Annotated in this window: 22 protein-coding genes and 1 pseudogene; 13 read left to right on the forward strand and 10 right to left on the reverse strand. The window is 64.2% G+C overall.

The features are described 5' to 3' along the window. The first annotated feature begins 90 nt into the window (after positions 1 to 90). Genes ACFTOW_RS16220 through ACFTOW_RS16230 form a run of 3 tightly spaced genes read left to right on the forward strand, consistent with a single transcriptional unit; the run spans position 91 to position 3,724 of the window. The gene (locus ACFTOW_RS16220; RefSeq protein ID WP_379917600.1) at positions 91 to 519 is read left to right on the forward strand and encodes a sugar transferase; all 429 of its coding nucleotides are present in this window, start codon (positions 91 to 93) and stop codon (positions 517 to 519) included. An 11-nt stretch (positions 520 to 530) separates the two neighbouring features. Beyond that, positions 531 to 2,747 carry a GumC family protein gene (locus ACFTOW_RS16225; RefSeq protein ID WP_379917602.1) on the forward strand — a complete coding sequence of 739 codons (2,217 nt, stop codon included), beginning with the start codon at positions 531 to 533 and terminating at the stop codon, positions 2,745 to 2,747. A gap of 29 nt (positions 2,748 to 2,776) precedes the next feature. After that, positions 2,777 to 3,724: a glycosyltransferase family 2 protein gene (locus ACFTOW_RS16230; RefSeq protein ID WP_379917672.1), complete on the forward strand. Its 948-nt coding sequence runs from the start codon at positions 2,777 to 2,779 to the stop codon at positions 3,722 to 3,724. Positions 3,725 to 3,737: 13 nt separating this feature from the next. Here ACFTOW_RS16230 and ACFTOW_RS16235 read toward each other — a convergent pair whose 3' ends face one another. Further along, positions 3,738 to 4,889 (reverse strand): DegT/DnrJ/EryC1/StrS family aminotransferase, encoded by a 1,152-nt coding sequence (locus ACFTOW_RS16235; RefSeq protein ID WP_379917604.1) that lies wholly within the window; start codon positions 4,887 to 4,889, stop codon positions 3,738 to 3,740. Between the two features lie 183 nt (positions 4,890 to 5,072). On the opposite strand from ACFTOW_RS16235, the gene ACFTOW_RS16240 reads away from it, so the two are divergent. Together ACFTOW_RS16240 and ACFTOW_RS16245 are read left to right on the forward strand one after the other, a co-directional pair. Continuing rightward, positions 5,073 to 5,417 carry an NAD(P)-binding protein gene (locus ACFTOW_RS16240; protein ID WP_379917606.1) on the forward strand — a complete coding sequence of 115 codons (345 nt, stop codon included), beginning with the start codon at positions 5,073 to 5,075 and terminating at the stop codon, positions 5,415 to 5,417. Beyond that, entirely contained in the window at positions 5,418 to 6,794 is a 1,377-nt protein-coding gene (locus tag ACFTOW_RS16245; RefSeq protein ID WP_379917609.1) for a GMC oxidoreductase, read from the forward strand. Between the two features lie 8 nt (positions 6,795 to 6,802). Here the strand turns inward: ACFTOW_RS16245 and ACFTOW_RS16250 are convergent, their stop codons facing one another. Continuing rightward, complete coding sequence (locus ACFTOW_RS16250; protein WP_379917611.1) at positions 6,803 to 7,960, reverse strand: alkane 1-monooxygenase; 1,158 nt, start codon at positions 7,958 to 7,960, stop codon at positions 6,803 to 6,805. Further along, positions 7,953 to 9,047, reverse strand: a complete 1,095-nt coding sequence (gene mutY / locus ACFTOW_RS16255; protein WP_379917613.1) for an A/G-specific adenine glycosylase — start codon at positions 9,045 to 9,047, stop codon at positions 7,953 to 7,955. Before mutY ends, ACFTOW_RS16250 begins: the two co-directional genes overlap by 8 nt. A gap of 81 nt (positions 9,048 to 9,128) precedes the next feature. Between mutY and ACFTOW_RS16260 the strand changes: the two genes are divergently transcribed. Genes ACFTOW_RS16260 through ACFTOW_RS16270 form a run of 3 tightly spaced genes read left to right on the forward strand, consistent with a single transcriptional unit; the run spans position 9,129 to position 11,424 of the window. After that, positions 9,129 to 9,653 (forward strand): DUF721 domain-containing protein, encoded by a 525-nt coding sequence (locus ACFTOW_RS16260; RefSeq protein ID WP_379917615.1) that lies wholly within the window; start codon positions 9,129 to 9,131, stop codon positions 9,651 to 9,653. Further along, entirely contained in the window at positions 9,650 to 10,312 is a 663-nt protein-coding gene (locus tag ACFTOW_RS16265; RefSeq protein ID WP_379917617.1) for a DsbA family protein, read from the forward strand. The genes ACFTOW_RS16260 and ACFTOW_RS16265 overlap by 4 nt, the downstream gene beginning before the upstream one ends. Further along, positions 10,312 to 11,424, forward strand: coding sequence for a CaiB/BaiF CoA transferase family protein (locus ACFTOW_RS16270; protein ID WP_379917619.1), 1,113 nt, complete (start codon positions 10,312 to 10,314; stop codon positions 11,422 to 11,424). Before ACFTOW_RS16265 ends, ACFTOW_RS16270 begins: the two co-directional genes overlap by 1 nt. A 6-nt stretch (positions 11,425 to 11,430) precedes the next feature. Here the strand turns inward: ACFTOW_RS16270 and ACFTOW_RS16275 are convergent, their stop codons facing one another. After that, complete coding sequence (locus ACFTOW_RS16275) at positions 11,431 to 11,952, reverse strand: glutathione peroxidase (protein ID WP_379917674.1); 522 nt, start codon at positions 11,950 to 11,952, stop codon at positions 11,431 to 11,433. A 186-nt stretch (positions 11,953 to 12,138) separates the two neighbouring features. Here ACFTOW_RS16275 and ACFTOW_RS16280 point away from each other — a divergent pair, with 186 nt between their 5' ends. Then, the gene (locus tag ACFTOW_RS16280) at positions 12,139 to 13,548 is read left to right on the forward strand and encodes an FAD-binding oxidoreductase (RefSeq protein ID WP_379917621.1); all 1,410 of its coding nucleotides are present in this window, start codon (positions 12,139 to 12,141) and stop codon (positions 13,546 to 13,548) included. 103 nt (positions 13,549 to 13,651) lie between these two features. Here ACFTOW_RS16280 and ACFTOW_RS16285 read toward each other — a convergent pair whose 3' ends face one another. The 6 genes and pseudogenes from ACFTOW_RS16285 to ACFTOW_RS16310 all read right to left on the reverse strand — a co-directional run bounded on the left by ACFTOW_RS16285 (position 13,652) and on the right by ACFTOW_RS16310 (position 20,296). Further along, a complete protein-coding gene (locus tag ACFTOW_RS16285; RefSeq protein WP_379917624.1) occupies positions 13,652 to 14,614 on the reverse strand; it encodes an acetyl-CoA carboxylase carboxyltransferase subunit alpha in 963 nt (320 codons plus the stop codon). Between the two features lie 68 nt (positions 14,615 to 14,682). Further along, complete coding sequence (locus ACFTOW_RS16290; protein ID WP_379917626.1) at positions 14,683 to 15,279, reverse strand: LysE family translocator; 597 nt, start codon at positions 15,277 to 15,279, stop codon at positions 14,683 to 14,685. A 47-nt stretch (positions 15,280 to 15,326) separates the two neighbouring features. Beyond that, positions 15,327 to 15,968 carry a 2-dehydro-3-deoxygalactonokinase gene (locus tag ACFTOW_RS16295; protein WP_379917628.1) on the reverse strand — a complete coding sequence of 214 codons (642 nt, stop codon included), beginning with the start codon at positions 15,966 to 15,968 and terminating at the stop codon, positions 15,327 to 15,329. A 9-nt stretch (positions 15,969 to 15,977) separates the two neighbouring features. Beyond that, complete coding sequence (locus tag ACFTOW_RS16300) at positions 15,978 to 17,741, reverse strand: SulP family inorganic anion transporter (RefSeq protein ID WP_379917630.1); 1,764 nt, start codon at positions 17,739 to 17,741, stop codon at positions 15,978 to 15,980. 160 nt (positions 17,742 to 17,901) lie between these two features. Next, a pseudogene (locus ACFTOW_RS16305) lies at positions 17,902 to 18,912 on the reverse strand (cytochrome d ubiquinol oxidase subunit II). Between the two features lie 4 nt (positions 18,913 to 18,916). Continuing rightward, positions 18,917 to 20,296: a cytochrome ubiquinol oxidase subunit I gene (locus ACFTOW_RS16310; protein ID WP_379917632.1), complete on the reverse strand. Its 1,380-nt coding sequence runs from the start codon at positions 20,294 to 20,296 to the stop codon at positions 18,917 to 18,919. A 369-nt stretch (positions 20,297 to 20,665) separates the two neighbouring features. Between ACFTOW_RS16310 and ACFTOW_RS16315 the strand changes: the two genes are divergently transcribed. The 4 genes from ACFTOW_RS16315 (at position 20,666) to ACFTOW_RS16330 (ending at position 24,446) form a co-directional block, all read left to right on the forward strand. Continuing rightward, positions 20,666 to 21,100, forward strand: a complete 435-nt coding sequence (locus tag ACFTOW_RS16315) for a universal stress protein (protein WP_379917634.1) — start codon at positions 20,666 to 20,668, stop codon at positions 21,098 to 21,100. A 17-nt stretch (positions 21,101 to 21,117) separates the two neighbouring features. Beyond that, positions 21,118 to 22,653, forward strand: coding sequence for an alanine/glycine:cation symporter family protein (locus ACFTOW_RS16320; RefSeq protein WP_379917636.1), 1,536 nt, complete (start codon positions 21,118 to 21,120; stop codon positions 22,651 to 22,653). 95 nt (positions 22,654 to 22,748) lie between these two features. Further along, positions 22,749 to 23,807 (forward strand): cell division protein ZapE, encoded by a 1,059-nt coding sequence (gene zapE / locus ACFTOW_RS16325; RefSeq protein WP_379917638.1) that lies wholly within the window; start codon positions 22,749 to 22,751, stop codon positions 23,805 to 23,807. A gap of 177 nt (positions 23,808 to 23,984) precedes the next feature. Beyond that, positions 23,985 to 24,446, forward strand: a complete 462-nt coding sequence (locus ACFTOW_RS16330) for a transglycosylase SLT domain-containing protein (protein ID WP_379917641.1) — start codon at positions 23,985 to 23,987, stop codon at positions 24,444 to 24,446. The last annotated feature ends 99 nt before the right edge of the window (positions 24,447 to 24,545 follow it).

Consider the following 24,545-nt stretch of genomic DNA (forward strand, 5'->3'; position numbering starts at 1 on the left):
CCTCACGTCGTGACAACAACATCTGGTGCGACCCTGAACAGGCCAGTGCGCCTTAACCCACACAAATCGCGAAGGGACCAATTTCGGACGATGGTGACAGATGCCGACCGCAGGCTTGATGCGATCTTGGCCAGTGATCCCGATGCAGCCGCCGAATGGCGCGAGCATTACAAACTCACCAACGATACCCGAGTCACACCGTTCGGGCGGTTCCTGCGTAGCTCCAGCCTCGATGAATTGCCGCAATTGTGGAACGTCCTGTGCGGCGACATGAGCATCGTCGGGCCACGCCCGGTGACGGACGCGGAACTGTCGCGCTACGGCGGCGTGGCTGGGGTCATCCTGTCGGTTCGCCCCGGCATGACCGGACTGTGGCAGGTCGTCGGTCGCGGACGCGCGACCACATATGCCGAGCGGGTGCAGATGGACCTACGCTATGTGCAGACCATGACCCTGCGTAGGGATGTGAGCATTTTCTTTCTGACCGCTCTGGTCGTGCTGCGAAGGACGGGCTCGTGATGAGAGGGCGCATGGACGAGACAGCACCAACCGGCGGCCGCGCCGAAACATTCGCGGACGGCTATGAAAGTCAAACCCTCCCCGACATGTTCCGGCAATGGGGGGCATTCCTGCGCCGTCGGTTCCGCGAGGTGCTGATCTGCATGCTGGTCGGCGGTGTTCTCGGGGCTGTGCTCGTGTCGCGCATGGAACTGCTTTACGAAGGCGAAGTCCTTCTTATGGTCGAGCCTCCGGCGCGCAGCCCGCTTGAGACCGAGGCCTCTGCCGCGGCGGCTATCGACGCCTTTGTCGAAGGTCAGGTCTATATCATTCAGTCCACTCAGGTCCTGACCGACGTCGTGGACCGGGCGGACCTGACCAGCCAGCCATTCTTTCAGTCCGAACCAAAAGGCTGGTTGGAGGAACGGATCGAAGAGGCCCTCGCGGTCTTTGCAACCTCACCCGAGCTTCGCGCCGAGGATGCGGCACTGCTGGACCGGCTGGATCCGGTGACGGCCCATGCCGTGCGTACCCTGCGCGACAACCTGTATGTCAATCGCGAGGGTGACACCGGAATCATCAGCATACGGGCAATCGCCAACGATCCCGATCTTGCCGCCAGGATCGCAAACACGATCGGTACCTCCTTTGTCGCCAACCGTGAGGCGTCGCAGTTTCAGCAAGCGTCGCGCGTGGCCGGCTGGCTGGACGAGCGCGCGATCGAATTGCAGCTTCAGCTCTCGCAGGCCGAGGACGCTGTCGCCTCCTTTCGGATCGACAACAATCTGGTGTCGGGCGAACCCGGCATCACGCTGTCCGAGCAGCGGCTGACAGAGCTGAACTCCGAACTCATCAACACACGTGCCGCGCTTGCGGAGCGTCGGGCTGTGTATTCGCGCGCGACCGAGGTGGTGTCATCGGGGGGCACCACGGAATCCCTTCCGGAAATGCAGGGGTCCGAGATTTTTGCGACACTCCGAGCTCTGCTGCTTGAACTCGAGCGCCGTGAAACGGCCCTTGGCGGCCCCAGCACGACCAACTCGCGTATGACCGCCCTGCGGGACGAGCGCGCTGCGATCCAGCGGCAACTGACCGACGAGGTTCAGCGGATTCTCGATCTGATCGCAAACGAGATCGAGACACTGGAGGTGCGCGAGCAACTCATCGTCGATGCCTTGACCCAGGCCGGTGGCGAAACCGGCGAGGCCAGCCGATCCAGCGTCGAGATGCGCGAACTGGAGCGTCGCGCCGCGGCCTATGGCGCTCTTTACGAGCGGTATCTCAACAACGCGGGTCTGGTGGATGAAAGCATCACCTACCTGATCAGCGGGGTCGAGGTGATCGATCCGGCCAATGCACCGCTGGAAGCGCGCTTTCCGACGCCCAAGGCCGTCATCATCTTCTTTCTCGCGCTGGGCGCGACGGTTGGAATCGGGATCGGGTATGGTCGTGAATCGATGCAGCCGGGATTCTTGACGGCGCGCCAGATTCAACGCACGCTTGGGCGTCCGGTGCTGGCAAGCATCCCGATGCTGCCGCCCAGGGACTCGGCCTGGGATATGGTGCGCGATCTGCCCATGTCGCCATATGCCGAAGCTGTCCGACTGCTTCGCCACGAGCTGTCCAGCCGCGACTCGGTGAGCGGGGCGCCAGTGTTGCTGCTGACATCGGCGGTACCCGGTGAAGGCAAGACCAGCCTTGCCTCGGCGCTGGCCACCTCGGCAAGTTCTGCAGGGCTGAACGTGCTTTTGATCGATGCCGACCTGCGACGTGGCGGAACCACGCGTCTTTTCGGGGCCGAGCAGGACGAAGGGCTGACCGAGGTGATGCGCACCCGGACATACGCCTTTCACGACCTTGCGCCCGGTGCGGGTGAACTTGACCTGCTGCCGACGGGTGCGCCCGTCACCAGCCCGACCGATCTGTTTGCGGGGGGCAATCTTCCCCGCTATCTGTCCGAGGCGCGCAAAGCCTATGATCTGATCGTGATCGATGGCCCACCGGTCGCCAACATGGCCGACGCGCCATTGCTGGCGCGCCTATCGGATTCGGTGGCTTTTGTCGTGCGCTGGAAAGACACGCCACGCGATGTCGTTCAAGAGGCGCTGACCCGGCTCGGCGGAGATACCGGAAAGGTGGGCCTGACGCTGAACGCGGTCGATCTTGATGTGGTCGCGCAATATGGCGAAACCTATGGCCAGTATGTGCTGGCATCGCAGCAACCGAACGGGCGGGGCGTTTCCGTGTGATGGAACTTGTGATGAACAAAAGCCTTCGCATGCCGACGCAGAGCCAGAGTCCTGCCGATCCGGCTCATCAATCCGTTGCTGCGCTACCACGGGACCGGTTGAGTGTCGTCATCGGCATTGCCACCACGGGCCGGGCCGGAGTGGTTCGCACAACGGTGCTCCACATGGCCAATTTGGCAGACCGGCCCGACCGGGTGGTTGTATCGGTCGCCAATCCGGCGGATGTGGATGCCACGGGGCTGGACGATCTGCCCTTCAAGGTTGATGTGCTGCACGGGCCCAAAGGGTCGTCAGCGCAACGCAACACGGTGCTGGACCATGCGGGTGACGCCGGGATCGTCTTCTTTATCGACGATGATTTCCTGATCGCGGAGGGCAGCGTGACCGCCCTGCGCAACCTTTTCGCCACCCATGAGGATGTGGTGATGGCCACCGGCCATGTGCTGGCCGACGGTCTGCGTGGCCCCGGCTACGATCACGCCGAGGGTCTGTCCATGCTGGAACGCGCTGTGCCGGTCGATGCCGATGCCGCGCCGCGCACCGTTTACTCGACGTACGGGTGCAACATGGCGGTGCGTGGCGCTGCTATCCGGGCATATCCCGAGCGTTTCGACACGATCTTGCCGCTTTATGGCTGGCTGGAGGACCTTGATTTTTCCCGTCGCATGGCCGCCTTTGGCCGGATTGTCGAGGACCCGCACCTCAGGGGGGTGCATCTGGCCACCAAGACAGGGCGCATCAGCGGTCGGCGGCTCGGATACTCGCAGATCGCCAATCCGGTGTATCTGGTGCGAAAGGGCACATATCATTGGGCGCGGGCGCTGAAATTGGTCACCGGCAATGTGCTGGCCAACAGCGCCAAGTCGCTGTGGCCCGAACCGTGGATCGACCGGCGGGGCCGACTTACAGGCAACATTCTGGCGTTTCGTGATCTGCTGCGTGGCCGGTGCCGGCCCGGACGCATCCACGATCTCTGACGCGGCCAGACCGTCACGATTTCCTTTCAGGCACTCTTTTGGCAAGCCGGTGCGCAAGCACAATCGCCGCAGGATGAGGCAGTTGCAGGATCGGGCTGATCGCGCAGCTTCGTGAAAGCAGATCAAGCGTGCGGGGGCACTCGTCTGCCGACGGGGGCGACACGTCCTCGGCCCAGGCCCATGGGTCGAACCGGGGATGGGCCATCCGACCGTCCAGAATGGCGGTCCACTTGGTGAAGACATGCTTGGAATTGTCGAAAAGCCGCCGAACCCCGATGTTTTCGGCAAATTCGATCGCTTCCGCCTCGGTGTCGAAGGTCACGACGATGCTGCAGGCCTCGCCGGGGTTGTTGTGCGGCGCAATCGGCAAACCGGCCTTTTTCAGGATCGGTTCCATCGCAGCAACCCGCCGCCGCATCGCGCGCATCCGCCCGGGCAGCTTTGAAAGCTGGACATTCAGGATCGCACCCTCGATCTCGCTGATGCGGAAATTCCCGCCGACGAATTCCTGGTCCGTGCGATGGGGCGCGAATTTGCGAAAGTTCACCCCCATGTCATGGGCGCAATAGGCGCGCTCGTAGATCAGATCGTCGGATGTCAGAACCGCGCCACCCTCGCCGCAGGTCATGTTCTTCATCTGGTTGAAGCTGAAGGTGCCCGCATCGCCGATCGTCCCGCAGGCGCGACCCTTGTAGCGCACGCCGATTGCCTGACAGGCATCTTCGATCACGCGCAGATCGTGCTTGGCCGCGATATCCAACAGGCGGTCCATGTCGCAGGGCCGGTTGTTCATGTGCACGGGAATGATGGCGCGGGCACGGGGCGTGATCTTGGCCGCCAGATCGTCAATGTCCATGGTAAGGGTCTGGTCTATCTCGACCAGAACCGGCACCGCGCCGACGTGCAAAACAGCCGCGGCGCTGGCCATCCAGGTGTAGGCCGATACCAGAACCTCGTCGCCGGGGCCGATCCGGCAGGCTTGCAATGCGGTGATCAGCGCCGCCGTGCCGTTGTTCACGGCCAGTGTGTGGCGCGCACCAAGCCGGCGGGCAAGACCGCGTTCGAATTTCTGGCAAAGCCGCAGGCTGCTGGAGGTCCGTAAAAGGTCACCATGCGCGATCACACGACCAACAGCGAACCACTCGCGCAAACCCAAACGTGGCATGATCAGACCCGTCCATACAATTATTGGTGTTGTTCGATAAGCACACCAGCCACACAGGCAAACTCGTTTGCCCCCGATCGGCTTTTGCGTGTTGCAGGCCCACACCCGTTCATAAAAGCTACAATCGAAAGCTAGGGCGAAACGGTCGGAATGACAATTCAAAGCTTGGATAAAATCGGCAATGTGACACGGCTTAGCGCCGATGTCGCGATTGTAGGGGGCGGGGCGTGCGGCCTGACGCTGGCACGCGCGCTGGCGGGGCACATGCGCAACATCGTGGTCCTGGAAAGTGGCGGATTGGCCGAGGACGACGCGCATGAGGCGCTGAATGCGGTCGATATCGCAGATGGTTGCTGGAGCGACCAGGAATTCGCCGCCCGCGATTCGTATCACCGCAGCCTGACAACCCACTGGGATGGCGCGCGCCAGACCTATGGCCTGCGCTGCCGGGGGCTTGGCGGGTCGACGCAGGCCTGGGTGGGCAAATCGGCGGCGTTTGACCAGATCGATTTCGAGGCGCGGGACTAGGTGCCGCTTTCGGGTTGGCCCGTGACCAAGGACGCGCTTGAACCATGGCTTGCGCAGGCCGAGGAATTACTGAACCTCGGGCCGGGGCCGTATGATGCCACGCTTTGGGATCGGATCGGGCATACCCCGCCCGAGCCGCCCCTGTCGGAGACTGCATTCCGAACCGTTTTCTGGAAATTTGCCCGATCGCGGCGCAGCGTGACCGATATCATGCGTTTCGGTGCCGATTTCGCGGCTGATCCGCCCGATGGCGTGCGCGTTCTGACCAACGCGACTGTCACGCGCATACTGACCGATACCGAGGGGCGCAGTGTCACCGGCCTGGAGGCGCGCAGCCTTGCGGGTGGCCGGGTCGAGGTTGCAGCCCCGATCTGTATCCTGGCTGCCAGCACGATCGAAAACGCACGGCTTTTGCTGTTGTCGCGCGACGCCGATCCGCGCGGGCTGGGAAACACCCATGACACCGTGGGCCGATACCTGACCGACCACCCGACCACCACGATCGCCCGTTTCGACAAGGAGGCCGCAGCAGATCTTGCCGCACGCTTTGGCCTGTACGGGTACCGCGAAGGCGGGCGCACGCATGTCTACATGCACGGGCTTGCGCTTGACCCTGCATGGCAGCGGGCCGAGCACGCGCTGAACGGGGCGCTGTTCGTGAACGAAGAGCGCGCGGATGACGACCCGTTCACCGCCGCCAAACGCATCCTGAAGCGGCAAAGCCCCTCGGTTCTGAAGGACGCGATGTCCGTCGCGCGCAGCCCGGTGCGGATCGTGCGCGGTGCCACGGCGCGCGCGATTGAAAGGAATTACATACCCCGGCCGATCTCGAGGGTGATCGTCGATGTGGCGCTGCGGCTGTTTCCCAACACTGTCGCCCGGGACTTCCAGAACGGTCGGCTTCCGGTGAAGCTGTCAGGCTTGCGGATCGAGGCGACGACCGAACAGCCACCGCTGCCCGAGAATCGGGTGACGCTGTCGGACAAGCGCGATGCCTTTGGTCTTGAGCGTCCCTTCGTGTTCTGGACTGCCGGCGAGGCGGCCCGCGCCAACCTGCTGCGGATCGGGCAGCAGTTCGCGGCCGCGACAACCGGCCTGGGCCTGCCACGCCCGCAGCTTTCGGACTGGGTTGTGGATGCCGCACCGGACCGCGCGGTGACAATCGATCTGGGCCACATGATGGGCACCACGCGGATGTCGCAGCGGCCAGACGAGGGCGTTGTCGATACCGACTGCAAGGTGCACGGGGTCGAGGGGCTGTACGCCGCCGGCGGTTCGGTGTTGCCGACCGCAAGCCATGTCAATCCGACGCTGATGATGATCGCTCTGGCGCTGCGTCTGGCCGACCATCTGGCCGCGCGTCAGCCGCGCGGCTGACGGCGACCTTAGCGTGGCAGCGGATTGCGCGCCTTGTTGTATGGCATCCAGTCAATGATTTCGGGGTAATACATCGAGCGCCAGCGCCGCACCCGCGGATTCATCACGCGCCGCCAGACCGGCGGCACCATCGCGGCCATCGTCATGATCGGATAGCCATAGGGCAGTTGCGGGGCGTCGGCCTCGGTATAGTTCTGCAACAGCGGAAAGCGCCGGTCGGGCTTGTAGTGGTGATCGGAATGGCGTTGCAGGTTGATCAGCAGCCAGTTGGTCGCCTTGTGCGCGGCGTTCCAGCTGTGGTGTGGCTTGACGTGTTCGTATTTGCCGTCGCCCAGATGCTTGCGGGTCAGGCCGTAATGCTCGACGTAATTCACCAGCTCCAGCTGCCAGATGGCCACCAAAGCCTGAAAGACGAACAGCGCCAGCCCTTCCCAACCGCCGACGATCAGCGCCAGCACCAGCATCAGCCCCTGCAAGGCCCAGTAGCGCCAGAACGGGTTTTTCCGGCTGGTCCAGCCCTCGCCACGGCGGGCCAGCAGTTCCTTTTCCGCCTTGAAGGCCGAGATCAGCGAGGATCGCACCACGCGCGGGAAAAAGCGGTGGAACCCTTCGTTATAGCGCGCGGTCACCGGGTCGCGCGGGGTGCCGACATACAGGTGATGCACCCGCAGATGTTCCGACCGGAAATGCGAATACAGCACCATCGACAACAGGATGTCGCCCAGCCAGCGTTCGGTGTTGTTCTTCTGGTGCATCAGCTCGTGGCTGTAGTTGATGCCCACGGTGCCGGTGATCACGCCCATGCCGAAAAACAGCACGATGGTTTCCAGCGTGCCCAGATGCGCATCGCCCGGCCCGGTAACATACCAGATGATTCCGAACAGGGTGAAGAATTGCGCAAAGGGCCAGATCAGCGTGATCGCCCGGTGCCATGTCAGCCGCGCCTCGTCGGTTTCGGGGTCGGCATTGGCGCGGCCCAGCCCCAGGAGCGCGTCCAGCAGAGAAAAGAAATACCACGTCATCACCGGCAGCAGGATGACGGTCCAGCCGCCCTTGATGGCCCCCAGCCATGCCACCGGGATCAGCAGCAGCGACAGCCAGAAGGGAAGGGCGTCACGCAATTGCGCGGCGCGCTGTTCAGGGATTTCAACGAAACGGTCAGCCATGGCCTGTATCCTTGCCAATGCCCGCACCCTCAGTTGTGAACGCATCCCGCGCCAGATCGAAAACCTTGCGCATGGCGGTGGGCAGGTCCGACGGGCGAAACGCATGCCTGTCGACGAAGTGCCCCGCGTTCGGGTCCGCGTCAACGGGAAGATCGGCAATCAGGACCTTAAGCCGCAAGTGGAAATGGGTGAAGGTGTGACGCGCCTCTTCTGGCAGCATCTGCCAGTCGGCCAGCATCGGCGGATTGCGCGCGGGCTGCACCTCGGACCAGGTGCTGCCGGGCCAGCCCAGCATCCCGCCCAGCAGGCCACTGTCCGGGCGACGCTCCAGCAGCCAGGCTCCGTCGGTGCGTCGCCCGACATAGGCATATCCGACGCGCACGGGCTTGGGTTTCTTGGGCAGTTTGCGCGGCAGGTCCGGGGCGGTGCCAGCCGCACGCGCACGACAGGGCGTGCGCCAGGGGCAGATGCCGCAGGCCGGGTTGCGCGGAGTGCAGATGGTGGCGCCCAGGTCCATCACTGCCTGCGCATAATCTCCGGGCCGGTCGCGCGGGGTCAGCCCTGCGGCCAGATGGGTCAGTTCGGCCTTGGCGGTGGGCAGCGGCGTTGCCACGTCAAACAGCCGCGCCATGACGCGTTCGACATTGCCATCGACCACCGTTTCGGGCTGGTCGAACGCGATGGCCGATATCGCCGCTGCGGTGTATGGGCCGATGCCCGGCAGGTCCAGCAGGCCGTCGCGCGTGTCTGGAAAGCGTCCGCCATGATCCGCCATCACCGCCCGCGCGCATTTCAGCAGGTTGCGGGCGCGGGCGTAATATCCCAGCCCCGCCCATTCGGCCATCACCTGCGTATCCTCGGCCGCCGCCAGATCGGCAACCGTGGGCCAGCGCAGGGTGAAGCGGTGGAAATAGCCGCGCACGGCGGCAACGGTGGTTTGCTGCAACATCACCTCGGACAGCCAGACGCGATACGGGTCGGGCCGCTGGCCCGCGCGCCGCTGTCCCGGCGACACGCGCCACGGCATGTCGCGGGCGTGGCGGTCATACCATGCCAGCAGCTCGGATGCCTGTGGTGTGTCACGCAATGTTTATTCCTCCGTGTCGGCGGTTTCACTGGCACGCGCCGTACCAATCCCTAGAATAGCGTGTAACGCAAGGATGCAAGCATGGCACGCCACAGCGGCAGCACATACGGTTTTTCACGCACCTCCAGCCTTTTGCAAAAGCGCATCAGGCAGGCAAGCGAGGGGCGCGGCTTTTCCGTCACCCGCCTGTTGACCCATTGGGACGAGGTGGTGGGGGGCGATATCGCCGCCGTCGCCCGCCCCGTCGATGTGAAATACGGGCGGCAAGGGTTCGGGGCCACCCTGACCGTGCTGACCACCGGCGCGCAGGCTCCGATGCTGGAAATGCAAAAGGACAAGCTGCGCGCGCGTGTGAACGCGGTCTACGGCTACAACGCCATCGCGCGGGTGCGCATCACCCAGACCGCGCCCACCGGCTTTGCCGAGGGGCAGGCGCAGTTCGGACGCGCGCCGACACCCACGAAACCCGCCCCGGACCGCGAGGTGACGCAACAGGCGGCACAGGTGGCCGAGGGCGTGACCGACACCGGCCTGCGTGATGCGCTTGAAGTTCTGGCGCGCAACGTTCTATCCAAGGCCAAGCAAACGAAAGGGACCACCCAATGAACCGCAGAACCTTGATGATCGGGGCCGGGGCACTTGTACTGACTGCAGGGGCCGGATTCTTCTCGCTCGGGCAGCGCAGCAGCCTGCCCGACCTTGGGGCCGCCAACGCGCAGGAAGCGGCGGATGTCGATACCTCCTCCGTCGTGGAAATGGCGATGGGCCCCGACGACGCGCCGGTCACCGTGATCGAATACGCGTCCTTTACCTGCCCGCATTGCGCGACCTTTCATGTCGGCCCGGCGGCGCAGTTGAAAACCGAATATGTCGATACCGGCAAGGTGCGGTTCGTCTACCGCGATGTCTATTTCGACCGTCCGGGCCTGTGGGCGTCGATGGTGGCCCGGTGCGAGCCGAACCGCTTTTTCGGCATCACCGACATGCTGTATCGTCAGCAGCGCGACTGGATGGGCGATGGCCAGCCGGCGCAGATCGCGGAAAACCTGCGCCGCATCGGCAAGGTCGCGGGGCTGAGCGACGATCAGCTTGATGCCTGCCTGTCGGACGCCGAGAATGCACAGACGCTGGTGGCCTGGTTCCAGCAGAACGCCGATGTCGATGACATCAGCAGCACCCCGTCGCTGGTCATTAACGGCGAAAAGCACCCCAACATGCCCTATTCCGAGTTGAAGGCGATCATCGACGAAAAGCTGGCGGAGTGATGCCAGCCCCGCTTGAAGGACTGAAGGTCGTCGAACTGGCGCGAATTCTGGCTGGCCCCTGGGCCGGTCAGACCCTGTCGGATCTGGGTGCCGAGGTGATCAAGGTCGAGGCGCTGGCCGGTGACGACACCCGGCAATGGGGCCCGCCGTTCATCGAGCGTGGCACCGACAGGACAGCCGCCTACTTCCACAGCTGCAATCGCGGCAAGATCTCGATCGCGGTGGATTTCCGCACGCCCGAGGGGCAGGAGCGGGTGCGCGAACTGGTCAAGGATGCCGATATCCTGATCGAGAATTTCAAGGTCGGCGGCCTGGCGAAGTACGGTCTGGACTATGACAGCCTGAGCGCGATCAACCCCGGGCTGATCTACTGCTCGATCACCGGGTTCGGCCAGACCGGGCCATACGCGCATCGCGCGGGATATGATTACATCATTCAGGGCATGTCGGGCTTCATGTCGATCACCGGCGATCCCGATGGCCAGCCGCAGCGCGCGGGCGTGGCGATCACCGATCTTTTCACCGGGCTGTATTCGGTCTCGGGCATTCTGGCGGCGCTGCACCAGCGCCACATCACCGGCAAGGGGCAGCATATCGACATGGCGCTGCTGGATTGCGCGGTGTCGGCCATGGCCAATCAGGCAATGAATTATCTTGCCACCGACACGCCGCCAGGCCGGACAGGCAATTACCACCCCAACCTGGCACCCTATCAGGTGTTCGACTGCGCGGACGGGTTCATCATCATCGCCACGGGAAATGACGGACAGTATCAGCGGCTGTGCGCGCTGCTGGGGCTGGACTGGATGGCGACGGACGCGCGTTTCCTGCGAAACGCCGTGCGGGTGGCAAACCGGCCCGAAATGATCGACCTGCTGATGGCCGAGACGCGAAAATGGACCAAGGCCGACCTGTTGCAGGGTTGCGAGGACAACAACATCCCCGCCGGGCCGATCAATGACATGGCCGCCGTGTTCGACGATCCGCAGGTGCAGGCGCGCGGACTGCGCGTCGATCTGGATGGCGTGCCGGGCGTACGGTCGCCCTTTCACTTTTCGGATGCCGATCTGGCGTTGACGCGCCCCTCGCCCAAGCTGGACGAGGGGCACTGAGGCGGCTTACGCCTTGGGCAAAAGCGGTTCGATCCGGTTGATCACCGCGCCCGAGGTCGGTCGCACGGGCGCGCCCCATGTCTCGATCACGTCACCATCGGGTCCGATCAGGATCTTGTTGAAATTCCAGCCCGGGACAAACCCGTTGGTCTGCGCCACCCATTTGTAGAACGGATGGGCGCCCGCGCCCCTAACCGGCGTGATCGTGGTCATGGGCAGGGTCAGGCCGAAATTCACGTCGCAGAATTCCTTGACTTCCTCCTCGCTCGCCAGTTCCTGCCGGAAATCGTTGGACGGCACGGCCAGCACCAGCAGGCCCTGCGGGCCAAAACGCTCGTGCAATTCCTGCAAGGCGTCATATTGCGATGTGAACCCGCAGCGCGAGGCGGTGTTGACCACCAGCACCGGCTTGCCGCGCCAGTCGGCCAGATCGATCTGGCCGCCGTCGATCGAGTTAAACCGGAATTCGGACGCGCGGGCAAACGGCGCCAGCACGATCAGCGCGGCAATCGCAAGACAGGCCAGCATGAACGGAGCGTAGGACTTTCGTAGAATGGTCAGCATCTGGAACCCTCTGGTGAATGTCTTTTGCAGGTATTCGACAAAACTAAGTAAACAGATCATCAATTCCACCGCCCTGCGACAGGATGCGCACTCTCTTGCCAAGCAGTCCGCTGTGCGCGACTTTGCGCCCATCAACGCGGGAGGGACAGGATGCTGGACGAATTGCGCGCCATCGTGGGTGCGGAAAATGTGATGACGGGCGATGATCGCGCACGCTGGGCGCGCGACTGGACGGGGTATTTCCCCTCAGATCCCATCGCCGTGGTGCGGCCCACCAGCACGGACGAGGTGGCCGCCGTGATCCGGCTGGCCAATGAGACCGGCACGACGGTGGTCCCGGTCAGCGGCAACACAGGGCTGGCAGGGGGCGCGCAGGCCAATGGTGCGATCGCGCTGTCGCTGGACCGGATGAACCGAATCCGCGAAATTCGCGCCGACGCCCGCATCGCCATCGTGGACGCCGGGGTGATCCTGTCGGATGTGCATACGGCGGCGGATGCGCAGGGGCTGATCTTTCCGCTGACCTTCGGGGCCAAGGGATCGGCCATGGTGGGCGGCGTGCTGTCGACCAACGCGGGCGGGTCCAACGTGCTGCGCTATGGCAACACCCGCGATCTGGTGCTGGGGATCGAGGCCGTGCTGCCCACCGGCGAAATCGTCGACCTGATGAGCGAGCTGCACAAGGACAACTCGGGCTACAACCTGAAACACCTGTTGATCGGGGCCGAGGGCACCCTGGGCGTGATCACCGGCGCGGTGCTGAAGCTGATGCCGAAACCGCGCGCCTATGCCACCGCGATGGTGGCCGTTGCGTCGCTGGATCAGGCGCTGGTGCTGCTGAACCGGCTGCAGGAGGCGACAGGCGGCGGGGTCGAGGCGTTCGAATACATGCCGCGCAACTACATTCAGGCGCATCTGGCGCTGAACCCCGCCAACCGCGCCCCGTTCGAGGACATGCACGACATCAACATCATGGTCGAGGTCGGCGCGACCGCCCCGCGCGACGTGACGCCCGGGCCGGATGGCACAATCCCCATCGCCGCGCACCTGGAAGAAACGCTGGCCGCGATGTTCGAGGAAGGCCTGCTGCTGGATGCCGTGGTGGCGCAGAACGACGCGCAACGACAGGCGATGTGGGAACGGCGCGAGGCAGCGGCGGAAGTCGTGCTGGGCGCGGGGCGGCCGGTGTCGAACAACGATATCGCCGTGCCGCTGGACAAGGTCGCGGTGTTCCTGGACCGGATGCGCGCGCGGGTGGCGGCGATCGACCCGCAGGCCGAACCGATCCTTGTGGCCCATCTGGGCGACGGCAACGTGCATTACGCGGTCTGGATGAGTTCCGAGGATCCGCAGGTCAAGGACGCCATGACCGAGGCGGTCGAGGATGAGGTGCTGCGGCTTGGCGGGTCGTTTTCGGCCGAGCACGGGATCGGGCAGGGCAAGCTGGGGTCGATGGCGCGGCGCAAGAACAAGGTGGCGATCGCCACGATGCGCACGATCAAGGCCGCGCTGGACCCGAACGGCATCCTGAACCCGGGCAAGGTCTTGCCGCCGGAGTGAACGCGACAAGACCAGGGATCACAGTGGTCAGGCCTGCGAACGCAACAAAAGCCGGGGGGCCAGCCCCCCGGACCCCCCCGGGATATTTGCAGAGAGAGGAAGCTCAGGCAGCCAGACCACGCGTGCCCATGTCCAGGTACTTGCGGCGGCGGTCGGCGATAAGCTTGGCCGGTTTCTGACCGCTCATTTCCGCCAGCATGGCGCGGATCGCCTCGCCCACCGACTGGATCGCCGCGGTGCTGTCGCGATGCGCGCCGCCCAGGGGTTCGGGGATCACGCGGTCGGCCACGCCTAGCTTGTGCAGGTCCTGCGCGGTCAGGCGCAGCGCCTCGGCGGCTTCGCGCATCTTTTCGGAATCCTTCCACAGGATGCTGGCGCAGCCTTCGGGGCTGATGACCGAATAGACTGAATGTTCCAGCATCGCCACGCGGTTGGCGGTGGCAAAGGCCACGGCCCCGCCCGATCCGCCCTCGCCGATGATGACGCTGACCATGGGCACGCCAAGGGTCAGGCATTTTTCGGTGCTGCGGGCGATCGCCTCGGACTGGCCGCGTTCCTCGGCGCCCTTGCCGGGATAGGCGCCGGGCGTGTCGATCAGCGTGACCACGGGCAGACCAAAGCGGTGCGCCATGTCCATCAGGCGGACCGCCTTGCGATAGCCTTCGGGGCGGGCCATGCCGAAATTCCGCTCGATCCGGGATTTTGTGTCATTGCCCTTTTCGTGGCCGATCACCATCACGGGCTGATCGTCGAACCGCGCCAGCCCCCCCATCACCGCGTGATCGTCGGCAAAGTTCCGGTCACCCGCCAGCGGGGTGTATTCGGCAAACAGCGCCTCGATGTAATCCTTGGCATGGGGGCGGTCGGGGTGGCGGGCGACCTGGCATTTGCGCCACGGCGTCAGGGACTTGTACAGATCCTGCAGCATGGTCGCGGCCTTGCGGTCCAGCGCCGTCGCCTCGTCCTCGATATCCATGCCTTCGGACTTGCGGGCCATGGCGCGCAGCTCTTCGGCCTTGCCTTCGATCTCGGCCAGGGGTTTTTCGAAGTCGAGGTAGTTGGTCATTCCGGCTGCTCCAGCGGTGTTTGCGGCTATATGGCCGGTGACGGGCGAAAATGCAATCGGCGCGCCGGTCACGCGGGCCAGAGCACCGGGACAAGCGAGGCCAGCAACAGCACCGCCATCGACCAGTTGAACACCTGCAAACGCCGCTGGCTGGACAGGATGCGGCGCAACTGCTGGCCCAGCACCGTCCAGGTGCTGACCGAGGGAAAGTTGATCAGCCCGAACATCACCGCCACCAGCACAATCGCCTGCCAGGACCGGTCGGGCGCATAGAGCGTGATCGCGGTCAGCCCCATCTGCCAGGCCTTGGGGTTGACCCATTGAAAGAGCGCGGCCTGCAGGAACGTCATGGGCGTGCCCTTGCCGCCGTCGGTGCTGGGCATGTCGGCATGGGCGATCTTCCACGCCAGCCAGACCAGATAGGCGACGCCCACCCATGTCAGCGCGGTATGCAGCACCGGCAGGGCATCAAAGACCTGCATCAGGCCAAGGCCCACCAGCACGATCATCAGGGTAAAGCCGATGCCGATGCCCAGCATGTGCGGAATGGTGCGACGAAACCCGAAATTCGCGCCCGAGGCCATCAGCATCATGTTGTTGGGCCCCGGCGTGATCGACGAGACGAAGGCGAAAAGCGCAAGGCCGGAGAGGAGTGTGGCGTCCATGCCCGGCATATTGCACGGCGCGTGGCGGTGGGAAAGGCCCGTTGGTGTCAGGCTGCCATCAGGGCCACTAGGCCGCGTGCGGTGGCACTGGCCGGGTCGGTCTGGATGATTGGCGCGCCTTGGGTTATCAGCGCATCGGCAAACCCCTGCGCCAGCGCGCCGGTGCCGATGATGCGGATCTGCTGACCCAGCCACCAGCGTTTCGCGGCGGCCAGATCGGCGCCGATCAGGTGCGACAGCGCGTCATTCGGGGTGCTGTAAAGCGCGGTGGCCAGACGCTCGGGGCGGCTGAGCGTGGCCTCCATCGCGGTCTGATCCAGCAGGCCGCTGGCGGTCAGCATCCCGGCAAGGCGCGGGGTGACGGTGCCAAGCGTGCTGATCGCCTCGGACGTGCTGACATGGGTCCAGTGGGCGCTGTCGGTGCCGATCACCAGCACCACGCCATCCCAGTTCGGGCTGTCGGCCACGGCCCCCGAGGTCATCAGCCGCGCCAGCGCCGGCAGGTGATCGGGCGGGCTGGTCTGGGTCAGCGGGCCGAAGCCGGCAAGAGCGCAGGGAAAGCCCTGCGCCGGCTGCGCATCGCTGACCGTAAGATCAGGCTGGCCGCTGTCCACCGCCGTCGCCACGCCATCCGACACGCGCCACAGCATCCTGTCCGTTCCTGTTTCGACTGCAACGATCCGGGCCATGCCCCGGTTCTAGTCGTCTGCCGCCGGGCTGTCCACCGCGCGCGGGCCGGTCAGGACGCGCCAGGCATCGTATTGCGACAGATACACCTGCCCGGTCAGATCATCCAGGAAGTGGCTGCGTTTCAGGCGGTCCATCACCGGGCCCTTGACCTCGGACATATGCAGGCTGATGCCCAGATCGCGCAGCCGCTCGTTGATCGCCTCAAGGCTTTCCAGCGCGCTCATGTCGATCTCGTTCACCGCCGAGCACATCAGTACCACGTGTTTGATCGGCTCGTCGCAGGCGATGCGGTTGTAGATGTAATCCTCAAGAAACCGGGCATTTGCGAAATACAGGCTTTCGTCGATGCGCAGGGTCACCAGTTCGGGGTTGGTCTGGACCTTGTGGCGCAGGATGTTGCGGAAATGCTGGGTGTCGGGGACAAGGCCGACCTCGGCCACATGCGGGCGCGACGTCTTGTACAGGAACAGCGCGATGGACAGGACCACACCTGCGGACACGCCCGTTTCCACGCCCAGCCCAAGGGTCAGCAGGACGGTGGCGGCGACGGCGGCGAAATCGACCTTTGAATAGCCCCAGGATTTCTTCAGGATCGAGAAATCGACCAGTGACAGAACCGCAACGATGATTGTGGCGGCCAGCGTGGCCTTGGGCAGAAAGAACAGCAGCGGCGTCAGCAGCAGTGCGGCCAGCAGGATGCCGATGGCGGTAAAGGCCCCGGCGGCGGGTGTTTCCGAGCCTGCGTCGAAATTCACGACCGAACGCGCAAACCCCCCGGTGACCGGATACCCGCCCGAGATCGCGGCGGCGATGTTTGATGTGCCAAGGCCCACAAGCTCTTGATCCAGCACGATCCTTTGGCGCTTCTTGGCGGCCAGCGTCTGCGCCACCGACACGGATTCGACGAACCCGATGATCGAGATCAGCAGAGCTGAAACAAACAATTGCCGCCACAGGTCGGGGTCGAACGAGGGTGCGGTCAGCGGTGGCAGGCCCATCGGAACGGTGCCCACGATGGCGACGCCCTTGTTTTCCAGATCGAAGAACCAGACCACCAGCGTGGTCGCTGCCACGGCGGCCACCGGCCCGGCCTTGGCCAGAATATCGGCCAGACGTGGCTTCATGCCTGTCCACAGCAGCAGCGGTTTCAGCCCCTTGCGGACCCAGAACAGAAAGCCAAGCGTCGTCACCCCAAGGATCAGGGTGATCGGGTTCATCAGGGTCAGGTTGGCCAGCAGATCGCCCCAGATCTGGATCAGGGTATGGCCCTCGGCCGGGACGCCGATGATGTGTTTCAGCTGCGAACTGGCGATCAGGATACCCGAGGCGGTGATGAACCCCGCGATCACCGGGTGGGACAGGAAATTGGCAAGAAACCCAAGGCGCAAGACCCCCATCACCGTCAGGATCATCCCCGAGATAAAGGCCAGCGTGATCGCCGCCAGCGCGTAATCCGCCGGGTTGGTCAGGCCCAGGTTGCCGATGGCGGCAGCGGTCATCAGCGACACCACCGCAACCGGCCCCACGGCCAGCGCGCGGCTGGTGCCGAAGATCGCATAGGCCACCAGCGGCAGGATCGAGGCATAAAGCCCCATTTCCGCAGGCAGTCCCGCCAGCAGCGCATAGGCCAGCGATTGCGGGATCAGCATGATGGTGACGATCACCGCCGCGACGGCGTCCGACGTAAAGGTGTCGCGGGTATAGGTTTTCGACCATTGCAGAATGGGCAGGTGCCGCTCGAACGCGGCGCGGGTCAGCTTGGGCGGGGTCATTCCGGGGAGTCCTGTTCGGGCGTTTGATCAGGATATATTCAGAATACGGAATAAATTAAAGGGCTGAAGCGGCAGGATTTATGCGTTTTCGCGCCGGATGGCGGCGGATGCCGCATAAATCCTGTCGGACGTGGGTGCAGACAGGCCGGTTCGCGGCCCGTCACTCATAGGACAGCGGCCGCGCCTTGCCCCGGAACACGGTGTAGGCCAGCACCGTGTAGCCCAGGATCATCGGCAGCACGAAGATCGTGCCGATCAGGATGATGAACAGGCTTTCGGGCGCGCTGGCGGCCTCGTAGATGGTGATCTGCTCGGGCACCACATAGGGGTAAAAGCTGTAGGCCATGCCAAAGAACCCCAGCACGAACAGCGACACTGCCGCGACGAATGGCACCCAGGCAAAGCTGTCATCGCGGGTGGGCAGACGGCGCAGCACCGCCCAAAGCACCGCGATCAACGCCACCGAGAACAGTGGCAAGGGGGCCAGCAGAAAGATCTCGGGCACCGAAAACCATTTGTCAAAGATGCGCTGACTGACCAGCGGCGATGCGGCCGAGATCGCCCCCAGCCCCAGCACGACGCCCCAGATGCCGCCGCGCGCCCAAGCCACTGCCTTGGCCTGAAGCGCGGTTTCGGTCTTCAGGATCAGCCATGCCGCGCCGATAAAGCTGTAGGCGACGGTCAGGAACACCGCCGTGACGGTGGCAAAGGCCAGCGTCAGCGGGGTGATCGCCAACCCCATGATGTAGATGCCCAGCATGAAGCCTTGCGACAGCGAGGTCATCAGCGACCCGACAAAGAAGGCGTTGTTTCACGTCGCCTTCCACGGGGCGGGGGCCTTGCTGCGGAACTCGAACGCGACGCCGCGCAGGATCAGCCCGATCAGCATGATGGCAACCGGCAGATACAGCGCGGTAAGGATGGTGCCATGGGCCACCGGAAAGGCCACCAGAAGGATGCCGATGGCCAGCACCAGCCATGTTTCATTTGCGTCCCAGAACGGGCCGATGCTGGCGATCATGCGGTCCTTCTCGTCCTCCTCGGCCAGCGGAAACAGCACGCCGACACCCAGATCGAACCCGTCGAGCACGACGTAGATCAGGATTGACAGGCCCATCAGGGTGGCGAAGGCGACGGGCAGCCAGATTTCAGGATCACCGAACATATCCATGGGTTTACTCCGCCGGTTGGACCAGGGCCTCGCCCGACTGCGGCGAGGGGGTGGGGATGGGTTCGCCGCGCGCCGCCTTGCGCGCGAGGTAGAAGATGACGCCGATGTAGGCCGTCAGCAGCAGGGCATAGACGGCCAGATATGCCGCCAGAGAGGTCGCAACCAACGGGGCGGGCACATCGGCCACGGCCTGTTTCGTGCTTAGCACCCCCTGCACCAGCCATGGCTGGCGGCCGATCTCGGTCGTGTACCAGCCCGCCAGGGTGGCGACCCAGCCGGAAAACGCCATTGGCACCATCGCAAGGAGCAGCGGCTTGGGCAGACCATCGACTCCGCCGCGGCGCCACATCACGGCCACCGCCGCCCAGGACAGCAGCAGCATGGCGACACCCGTGCCGATCATGATGCGAAAGCTGTAGAAAACAGGTGCCACCGGCGGGTGGGTGACGGTGCCATCCTCGGCCACAAAGTCGTTCAGCCCCGGCACCACGCCATCCGCCTTGTGTATCAGGATCAGAGAGGCGCCGTTGGGAATGGCAACCTCCATCCGGTTCTCGCGCGCGGTCTCGTCCGGGATCGCGAACAACAGCAGGGGGACGTTGCCACGGGTCTCCCAGTTGCCCGCCATCGCGGCCACCTTGGCAGGCTGGTGTTCCAGCGTGTTCAGCCCGTGCATGTCGCCCGCCACGATTTGCACGGGGATCAGCAGCGCACCCATGACCAGCCCGGTTTTCAGCGTGCGGCGGATGCCCGGCGAGCGATCGCCCAGCAGCCAGCGGAACGCGCTGATGCCCGCGATAAGGAACGCCACCGTCAGCCCGGACGCCAGCAGCATATGCACCAGACGGTAGGGCATGGACGGGTTGAAGATGATGGCAAACCAGTCGGTCGCATGGGCCACGCCATCGCGCATCTCAAAGCCGACGGGCGTGTGCATCCAGCTGTTCAGCACCAGAATCCAGAAGGCCGACATGGTGGTGCCAAAGGCCACAAGGAATGTCGACAGCGTGTGCAGCCAGCCGGGCACGCGCGACATGCCGAACAGCATGATGCCCAGAAACACCGCTTCGAGGAAGAACGCGGTCATCACCTCATACGCCAGCAGCGGCCCCGCGATATTGCCCACGGTCTCCATGAAGCCGGGCCAGTTGGTGCCGAACTGGAACGACATGGTGATGCCGCTGACGACACCCATGGCAAAGGACAGCGCAAAGACCTTGACCCAGAATCGATAGGCCTGCATCCAGGCCTCCTGCCCGGTCTGGTTGTAGCGCAGACGGAAAAACAGCAGCACCCAGCCCAGGGCGATGGTGATCGTCGGGAACAGGATGTGAAACGAGATGTTCGCGCCAAACTGGATGCGCGACAGGATCAGGGCGTCCATTCTTTCGGGTCCTCTTGTGCGTGTATGACCCAAAGATGCGACCGGTTTGCACCATTTCCAGATGATGCGACAACGTGCCGGGGACAGGCCGAAACGGGGCTGATCCGGCCCGGGGTTGATTGTTGCGCGAGTCACGGCAGTGGCGCGACGCGCCTGCGGCGGGGAAACTGCCAAGGGCAGACCTGATGGGCGAATGTGCCGGAAATTCTGCGAAATACCGGCCGAACGGCCCGAAAACCGGCGCCAAACTCAAAAAAGCTACCTTTTTTGGATTGTAACGATACGGTGAAGGCGGGGCCCGACCCGGCGGTCTGCAAGCGCGATCCGCGCATTTCGGGAAATGCAGGAAACTGAACAGGGATCGTTACAATGTCTGGAAAATTTGTCGTGGCCTACGACGGCAGCGATGCCGCCCGCCGCGCGCTTGATTTCGCGCTGGACCGCGCGGCCTTGCAGGGGGGCAGTATCGTGCTGGCCCATGTGCTGGAATGGTCGCCCTATTCCTTTCTGACACGGGAAGAGATCGAAGAACGGCACAAACGCCGCCGCCAGGAAATGGAGCGCGCCGAAGAGGCCATTCTGGCCCCCGTCGTGGCCGAACTGACCCAAAAGGGCGTCACGGTCGAAACCGTGATCCGCTATGGGCACATCGCCGAAACGCTGTGCGAGATCGCCAAGACCGAGAACGCAATGCAGATGGTGATGGGACGCAGCGGCACAAGCGGGTTGAGCAGCCGTGTTTTCGGATCGGTCGCCGGCGCGCTGGTGCAGGTCGCACCTGTGCCCTGCACCATCGTACCATAATGACGGGGACAGACATCATGACAAGACAGTTCACCAAGGCCTCCGCTGCGGCAGGCCTGATGCTTGCGCTGGCCGGGCCTGCCGCTGCGCAGGGTATCGGCGAGCAGATCGACTCGATCTTTGCGGCCAGCACGGGGTGGTTCGTCAACCTGATCTTTGCCAACGTCTTTGGCGTGCCGTGGATCGTCAGTTGGCTGGTGATCGCGGCGGTGGTGTTCACTGCCTATTTCGGGTTCATCCAGATCCGCGCCTTTCGCCACGCCATCGCGCTGGTCAAGGGCGACTATTCCGACCCGAACGACGCGGGCGAGGTCAGCCACTTTCAGGCGCTGGCAACGGCACTGTCGGGCACGGTGGGGCTGGGCAATATCGCCGGCGTTGCGGTGGCGGTCAGCATCGGCGGCGCGGGGGCGACATTCTGGATGATCCTGGCCGGCCTGCTGGGCATGGCGACCAAGTTCACCGAATGTACCCTGGGTGTGAAATACCGCAACGAATACCCTGACGGCACGGTTTCGGGCGGTCCGATGTATTACCTGAAAAAGGGCTTCGCCGAACGCGGCCTGCCGCTGGGCGGGTTCATGGCGGTGCTGTTCTCGGTGTTCTGCGTGCTGGGCGCGCTGGGCGGCGGCAACATGTTTCAGTCCAATCAGGCCGCCAGCCAGGTGAACGCTGTGACGGGCATACCCACCTGGGTCACCGGGCTGATCCTGACGGTGATCGTGTTCATCGTGATCATCGGCGGGATCAAGTCCATCGCCCGCGTCACCGAAAAGGTCGTGCCCTTCATGGGCATCGGCTATGTGCTGCTGGCGCTGTTGATCCTTGTGATGAATGCCGACATGATCCTGTGGGCCATCGGCGAGATCTTCCGCGGGGCCTTTACCGACAGCGGCATCGTCGGCGGCATCGTCGGCGCGATCATTCAGGGCTTCCGCCGGGCCGCGTTCTCGAACGAGGCCGGCATCGGCTCGGCCGCGATCGCGCATTCGGCGGTACGTACCAAAGAGCCGATCACCGAAGGCTTCGTGTCGCTGCTCGAGCCGTTCATCGACACGGTGATCGTCTGCACCATGACCGCGCTGGTGATCATCATCACGCAGCAATTGGTGATCGACCCCGAAACCGGGCTCTATGTCCTGAACGACGCGGGCCGGATTGCCACGGTGGGCGACACCGACGCGGGCGTGCCGCTGACCTCGGCGGCGTTCGGATCGGCCTTTGGCTGGGCGCCCTTTGCCATGATGATCGCGGTGGTGCTGTTTGCCTTTTCCACCATGATCACCTGGTCCTATTACGGGCTCAAGGCCTGGACCTTCATGTTCGGCGAGGGCAAGACGCAGGAAATGATCTTCAAGCTGATCTTCTGCTTCTTCATCTTTGTCGGCTCGGTCTCCAGCCTGGGCGCGGTGCTGGATTTCTCGGATGCGGCGCTGTTCGCGATGGGGGTGGTCAACATCGTCGGGCTGTATTTCCTGATGCCCATCGTCAAGCGCGAGCTCAACAGCTACTGGTCGCGGCTGAGCACCGGCGAGATCAGGAAGTTCCAGTAAACTTGTATCTGGGAACAACCGGGGCGGCCCCTGTGGCCGCCCCTTTTTTGCGTGCCCTGCTTCCCTTGGCCTGCGCGGCGCGGTAATCGGGGGCCATGACGCGCATACAGGACACATACGCCGACATGGTGCAGGCAGGCGATCTGCATGCCGACCCCGCACAAGAGGCGGCGCTGCCCGAGTTCGAACGTATCCGCGTGGCCCTTCAAGCCCCCGTCAAACGCGGCTGGTTCGCCAGGAAGCCCGAGCCGATCCGGGGGCTGTATATCTGGGGCGGCGTGGGACGCGGCAAATCCATGCTGATGGACCTGTTCGTGTCGGTGGTCGATGCACCCAAGCGGCGGGTGCATTTCCATGCCTTCATGCAGGAAATCCAGGCCGCGCTGCACGAGGCCCGCAAGGCCGATGTCGAGGATGCGATCGCCCCGGTCGCCAAGGCCGTGGCCGACGAGGTGCGCCTGCTGGCCTTTGACGAGATGCAGATCACCGACATTGCCGATGCGATGATCGTTGGGCGGCTGTTCGAGAAACTGTTCGACGCAGGCGTGGTGGTGGTCACGACGTCCAACCGGGTGCCCGATGACCTGTACAAGAACGGGCTGAACCGGCAGATCTTCCTGCCCTTCATCGACCTGCTGAAACAGCGCATGGAAGTGCATGAACTGATCAGCCCGCGTGATTACCGGCAGGACCGTCTGCAGGGCGAACAGGTGTATTTCACCCCCGCCGATGCGGCCGCGCGCAAGGCCATCGCCGCGATCTGGGACGATCTGACCGACGGGGCCGATCAGGCGCTGGTGCTGGTGGTCAAGGGCCGCAAGGTGGAAATCCCGCGCTATCACAACGGGGTGGCACGGGCGACCTTTCACGACCTGTGCGGGCGGATGCTGGGCCCGGCGGATTACCTGGCGCTGGCCGAGGTGACGCGGCTGCTCATCCTCGAGGATATCCCGGCGCTGGGGCGGTCGAATTTCAACGAGGCCAAGCGCTTTGTCACGCTGATCGATGCTCTGTACGAGGCCAGGGTGCGGCTGATCTGTTCCGCCGCCGATGCGCCCGAAATGCTGTACATGGAGGGCGAGGGGGTGTTCGAGTTCGAACGCACAGCCAGCCGCCTGCGCGAAATGCAGGCCGAGGGGTGGGGCGAGGCGTGACCGCGCGGGGTGCGCTGACGCGCACGCAGATGTCTGCGGTGCTCGCCTCCGGCTGCGCTCCTCGGGTGGGCGATTTGGCAAAGGGCGGTCTGGCACTGCGGCAGGGCGCGCGGTTTTGTGCCTATGTCAGCGCGCGGATGCTGTGCGGATGCAGAATGCTGTGCTAATGGCCAGCGCATGAACAGACGTTTCGTGATACTTGGCGCGTTGGCGCTGGCGGGCTGTGGCGCGTCCGAGGCCCCTCCGGCCCTGGCCGCCTATGACGCGCCGCTTTATCCCAACGAGACGCCCGAGCTGCGGGCGCTGATCGTGGAATATGCAAACCTGTACGATGTGCCGGTGGACCTGGTGCAGCGGGTGGTCGTGCGCGAAAGCACCCACCGGCCCAGTGCCCGTAACGGGCCCTACTACGGGCTGATGCAGATCCTGCCGCAGACCGCCCGGACGATGGGGTTTCGCGGCCAGCCGCGTGACCTGCTGGATGCGGAAACCAACCTGCGCTACGCGGTCAGGTATCTGCGCGGGGCCTGGATGGTGTCGGACGGCAACATGGATCGCGCCGTGATGTGGTATGCGCGCGGCTATTACTACGAGGCCAAGCGGCGCGGCCTGCTGCGCGAGACCGGGCTGCGGTCCTGACCATCCGACAGAAATGAAAGGGGGCCGTTGGTTCGGCCCCTCTTTCGTTCCTGCGTGCGTAACCTGGTCCGTGCGGTCAGAGCCCTGACCTGCCCCTCA

It is taken from the genome of Lacimonas salitolerans (assembly GCF_042677865.1).
GTDB lineage: Bacteria > Pseudomonadota > Alphaproteobacteria > Rhodobacterales > Rhodobacteraceae > Lutimaribacter > Lutimaribacter salitolerans.

Bases quoted from the DNA above. Each gene is read 5' to 3' on its own strand.
- ACFTOW_RS16220 (WP_379917600.1), top strand. From the start codon at position 91: ATGGTGACAGATGCCGACCGCAGGCTTGATGCGATCTTGGCCAGTGAT.
- ACFTOW_RS16225 (WP_379917602.1), top strand. From the start codon at position 531: ATGGACGAGACAGCACCAACCGGCGGCCGCGCCGAAACATTCGCGGAC.
- ACFTOW_RS16230 (WP_379917672.1), top strand. From the start codon at position 2,777: ATGCCGACGCAGAGCCAGAGTCCTGCCGATCCGGCTCATCAATCCGTT.
- ACFTOW_RS16235 (WP_379917604.1), bottom strand. From the start codon at position 4,889: ATGCCACGTTTGGGTTTGCGCGAGTGGTTCGCTGTTGGTCGTGTGATC.
- ACFTOW_RS16250 (WP_379917611.1), bottom strand. From the start codon at position 7,960: ATGGCTGACCGTTTCGTTGAAATCCCTGAACAGCGCGCCGCGCAATTG.
- ACFTOW_RS16260 (WP_379917615.1), top strand. From the start codon at position 9,129: ATGGCACGCCACAGCGGCAGCACATACGGTTTTTCACGCACCTCCAGC.
- ACFTOW_RS16265 (WP_379917617.1), top strand. From the start codon at position 9,650: ATGAACCGCAGAACCTTGATGATCGGGGCCGGGGCACTTGTACTGACT.
- ACFTOW_RS16270 (WP_379917619.1), top strand. From the start codon at position 10,312: ATGCCAGCCCCGCTTGAAGGACTGAAGGTCGTCGAACTGGCGCGAATT.
- ACFTOW_RS16275 (WP_379917674.1), bottom strand. From the start codon at position 11,952: ATGCTGGCCTGTCTTGCGATTGCCGCGCTGATCGTGCTGGCGCCGTTT.
- ACFTOW_RS16280 (WP_379917621.1), top strand. From the start codon at position 12,139: ATGCTGGACGAATTGCGCGCCATCGTGGGTGCGGAAAATGTGATGACG.
- ACFTOW_RS16285 (WP_379917624.1), bottom strand. From the start codon at position 14,614: ATGACCAACTACCTCGACTTCGAAAAACCCCTGGCCGAGATCGAAGGC.
- ACFTOW_RS16290 (WP_379917626.1), bottom strand. From the start codon at position 15,279: ATGGACGCCACACTCCTCTCCGGCCTTGCGCTTTTCGCCTTCGTCTCG.
- ACFTOW_RS16295 (WP_379917628.1), bottom strand. From the start codon at position 15,968: ATGGCCCGGATCGTTGCAGTCGAAACAGGAACGGACAGGATGCTGTGG.
- ACFTOW_RS16300 (WP_379917630.1), bottom strand. From the start codon at position 17,741: ATGACCCCGCCCAAGCTGACCCGCGCCGCGTTCGAGCGGCACCTGCCC.
- ACFTOW_RS16310 (WP_379917632.1), bottom strand. From the start codon at position 20,296: ATGGACGCCCTGATCCTGTCGCGCATCCAGTTTGGCGCGAACATCTCG.
- ACFTOW_RS16315 (WP_379917634.1), top strand. From the start codon at position 20,666: ATGTCTGGAAAATTTGTCGTGGCCTACGACGGCAGCGATGCCGCCCGC.
- ACFTOW_RS16320 (WP_379917636.1), top strand. From the start codon at position 21,118: ATGACAAGACAGTTCACCAAGGCCTCCGCTGCGGCAGGCCTGATGCTT.
- zapE (WP_379917638.1), top strand. From the start codon at position 22,749: ATGACGCGCATACAGGACACATACGCCGACATGGTGCAGGCAGGCGAT.
- ACFTOW_RS16330 (WP_379917641.1), top strand. From the start codon at position 23,985: ATGAACAGACGTTTCGTGATACTTGGCGCGTTGGCGCTGGCGGGCTGT.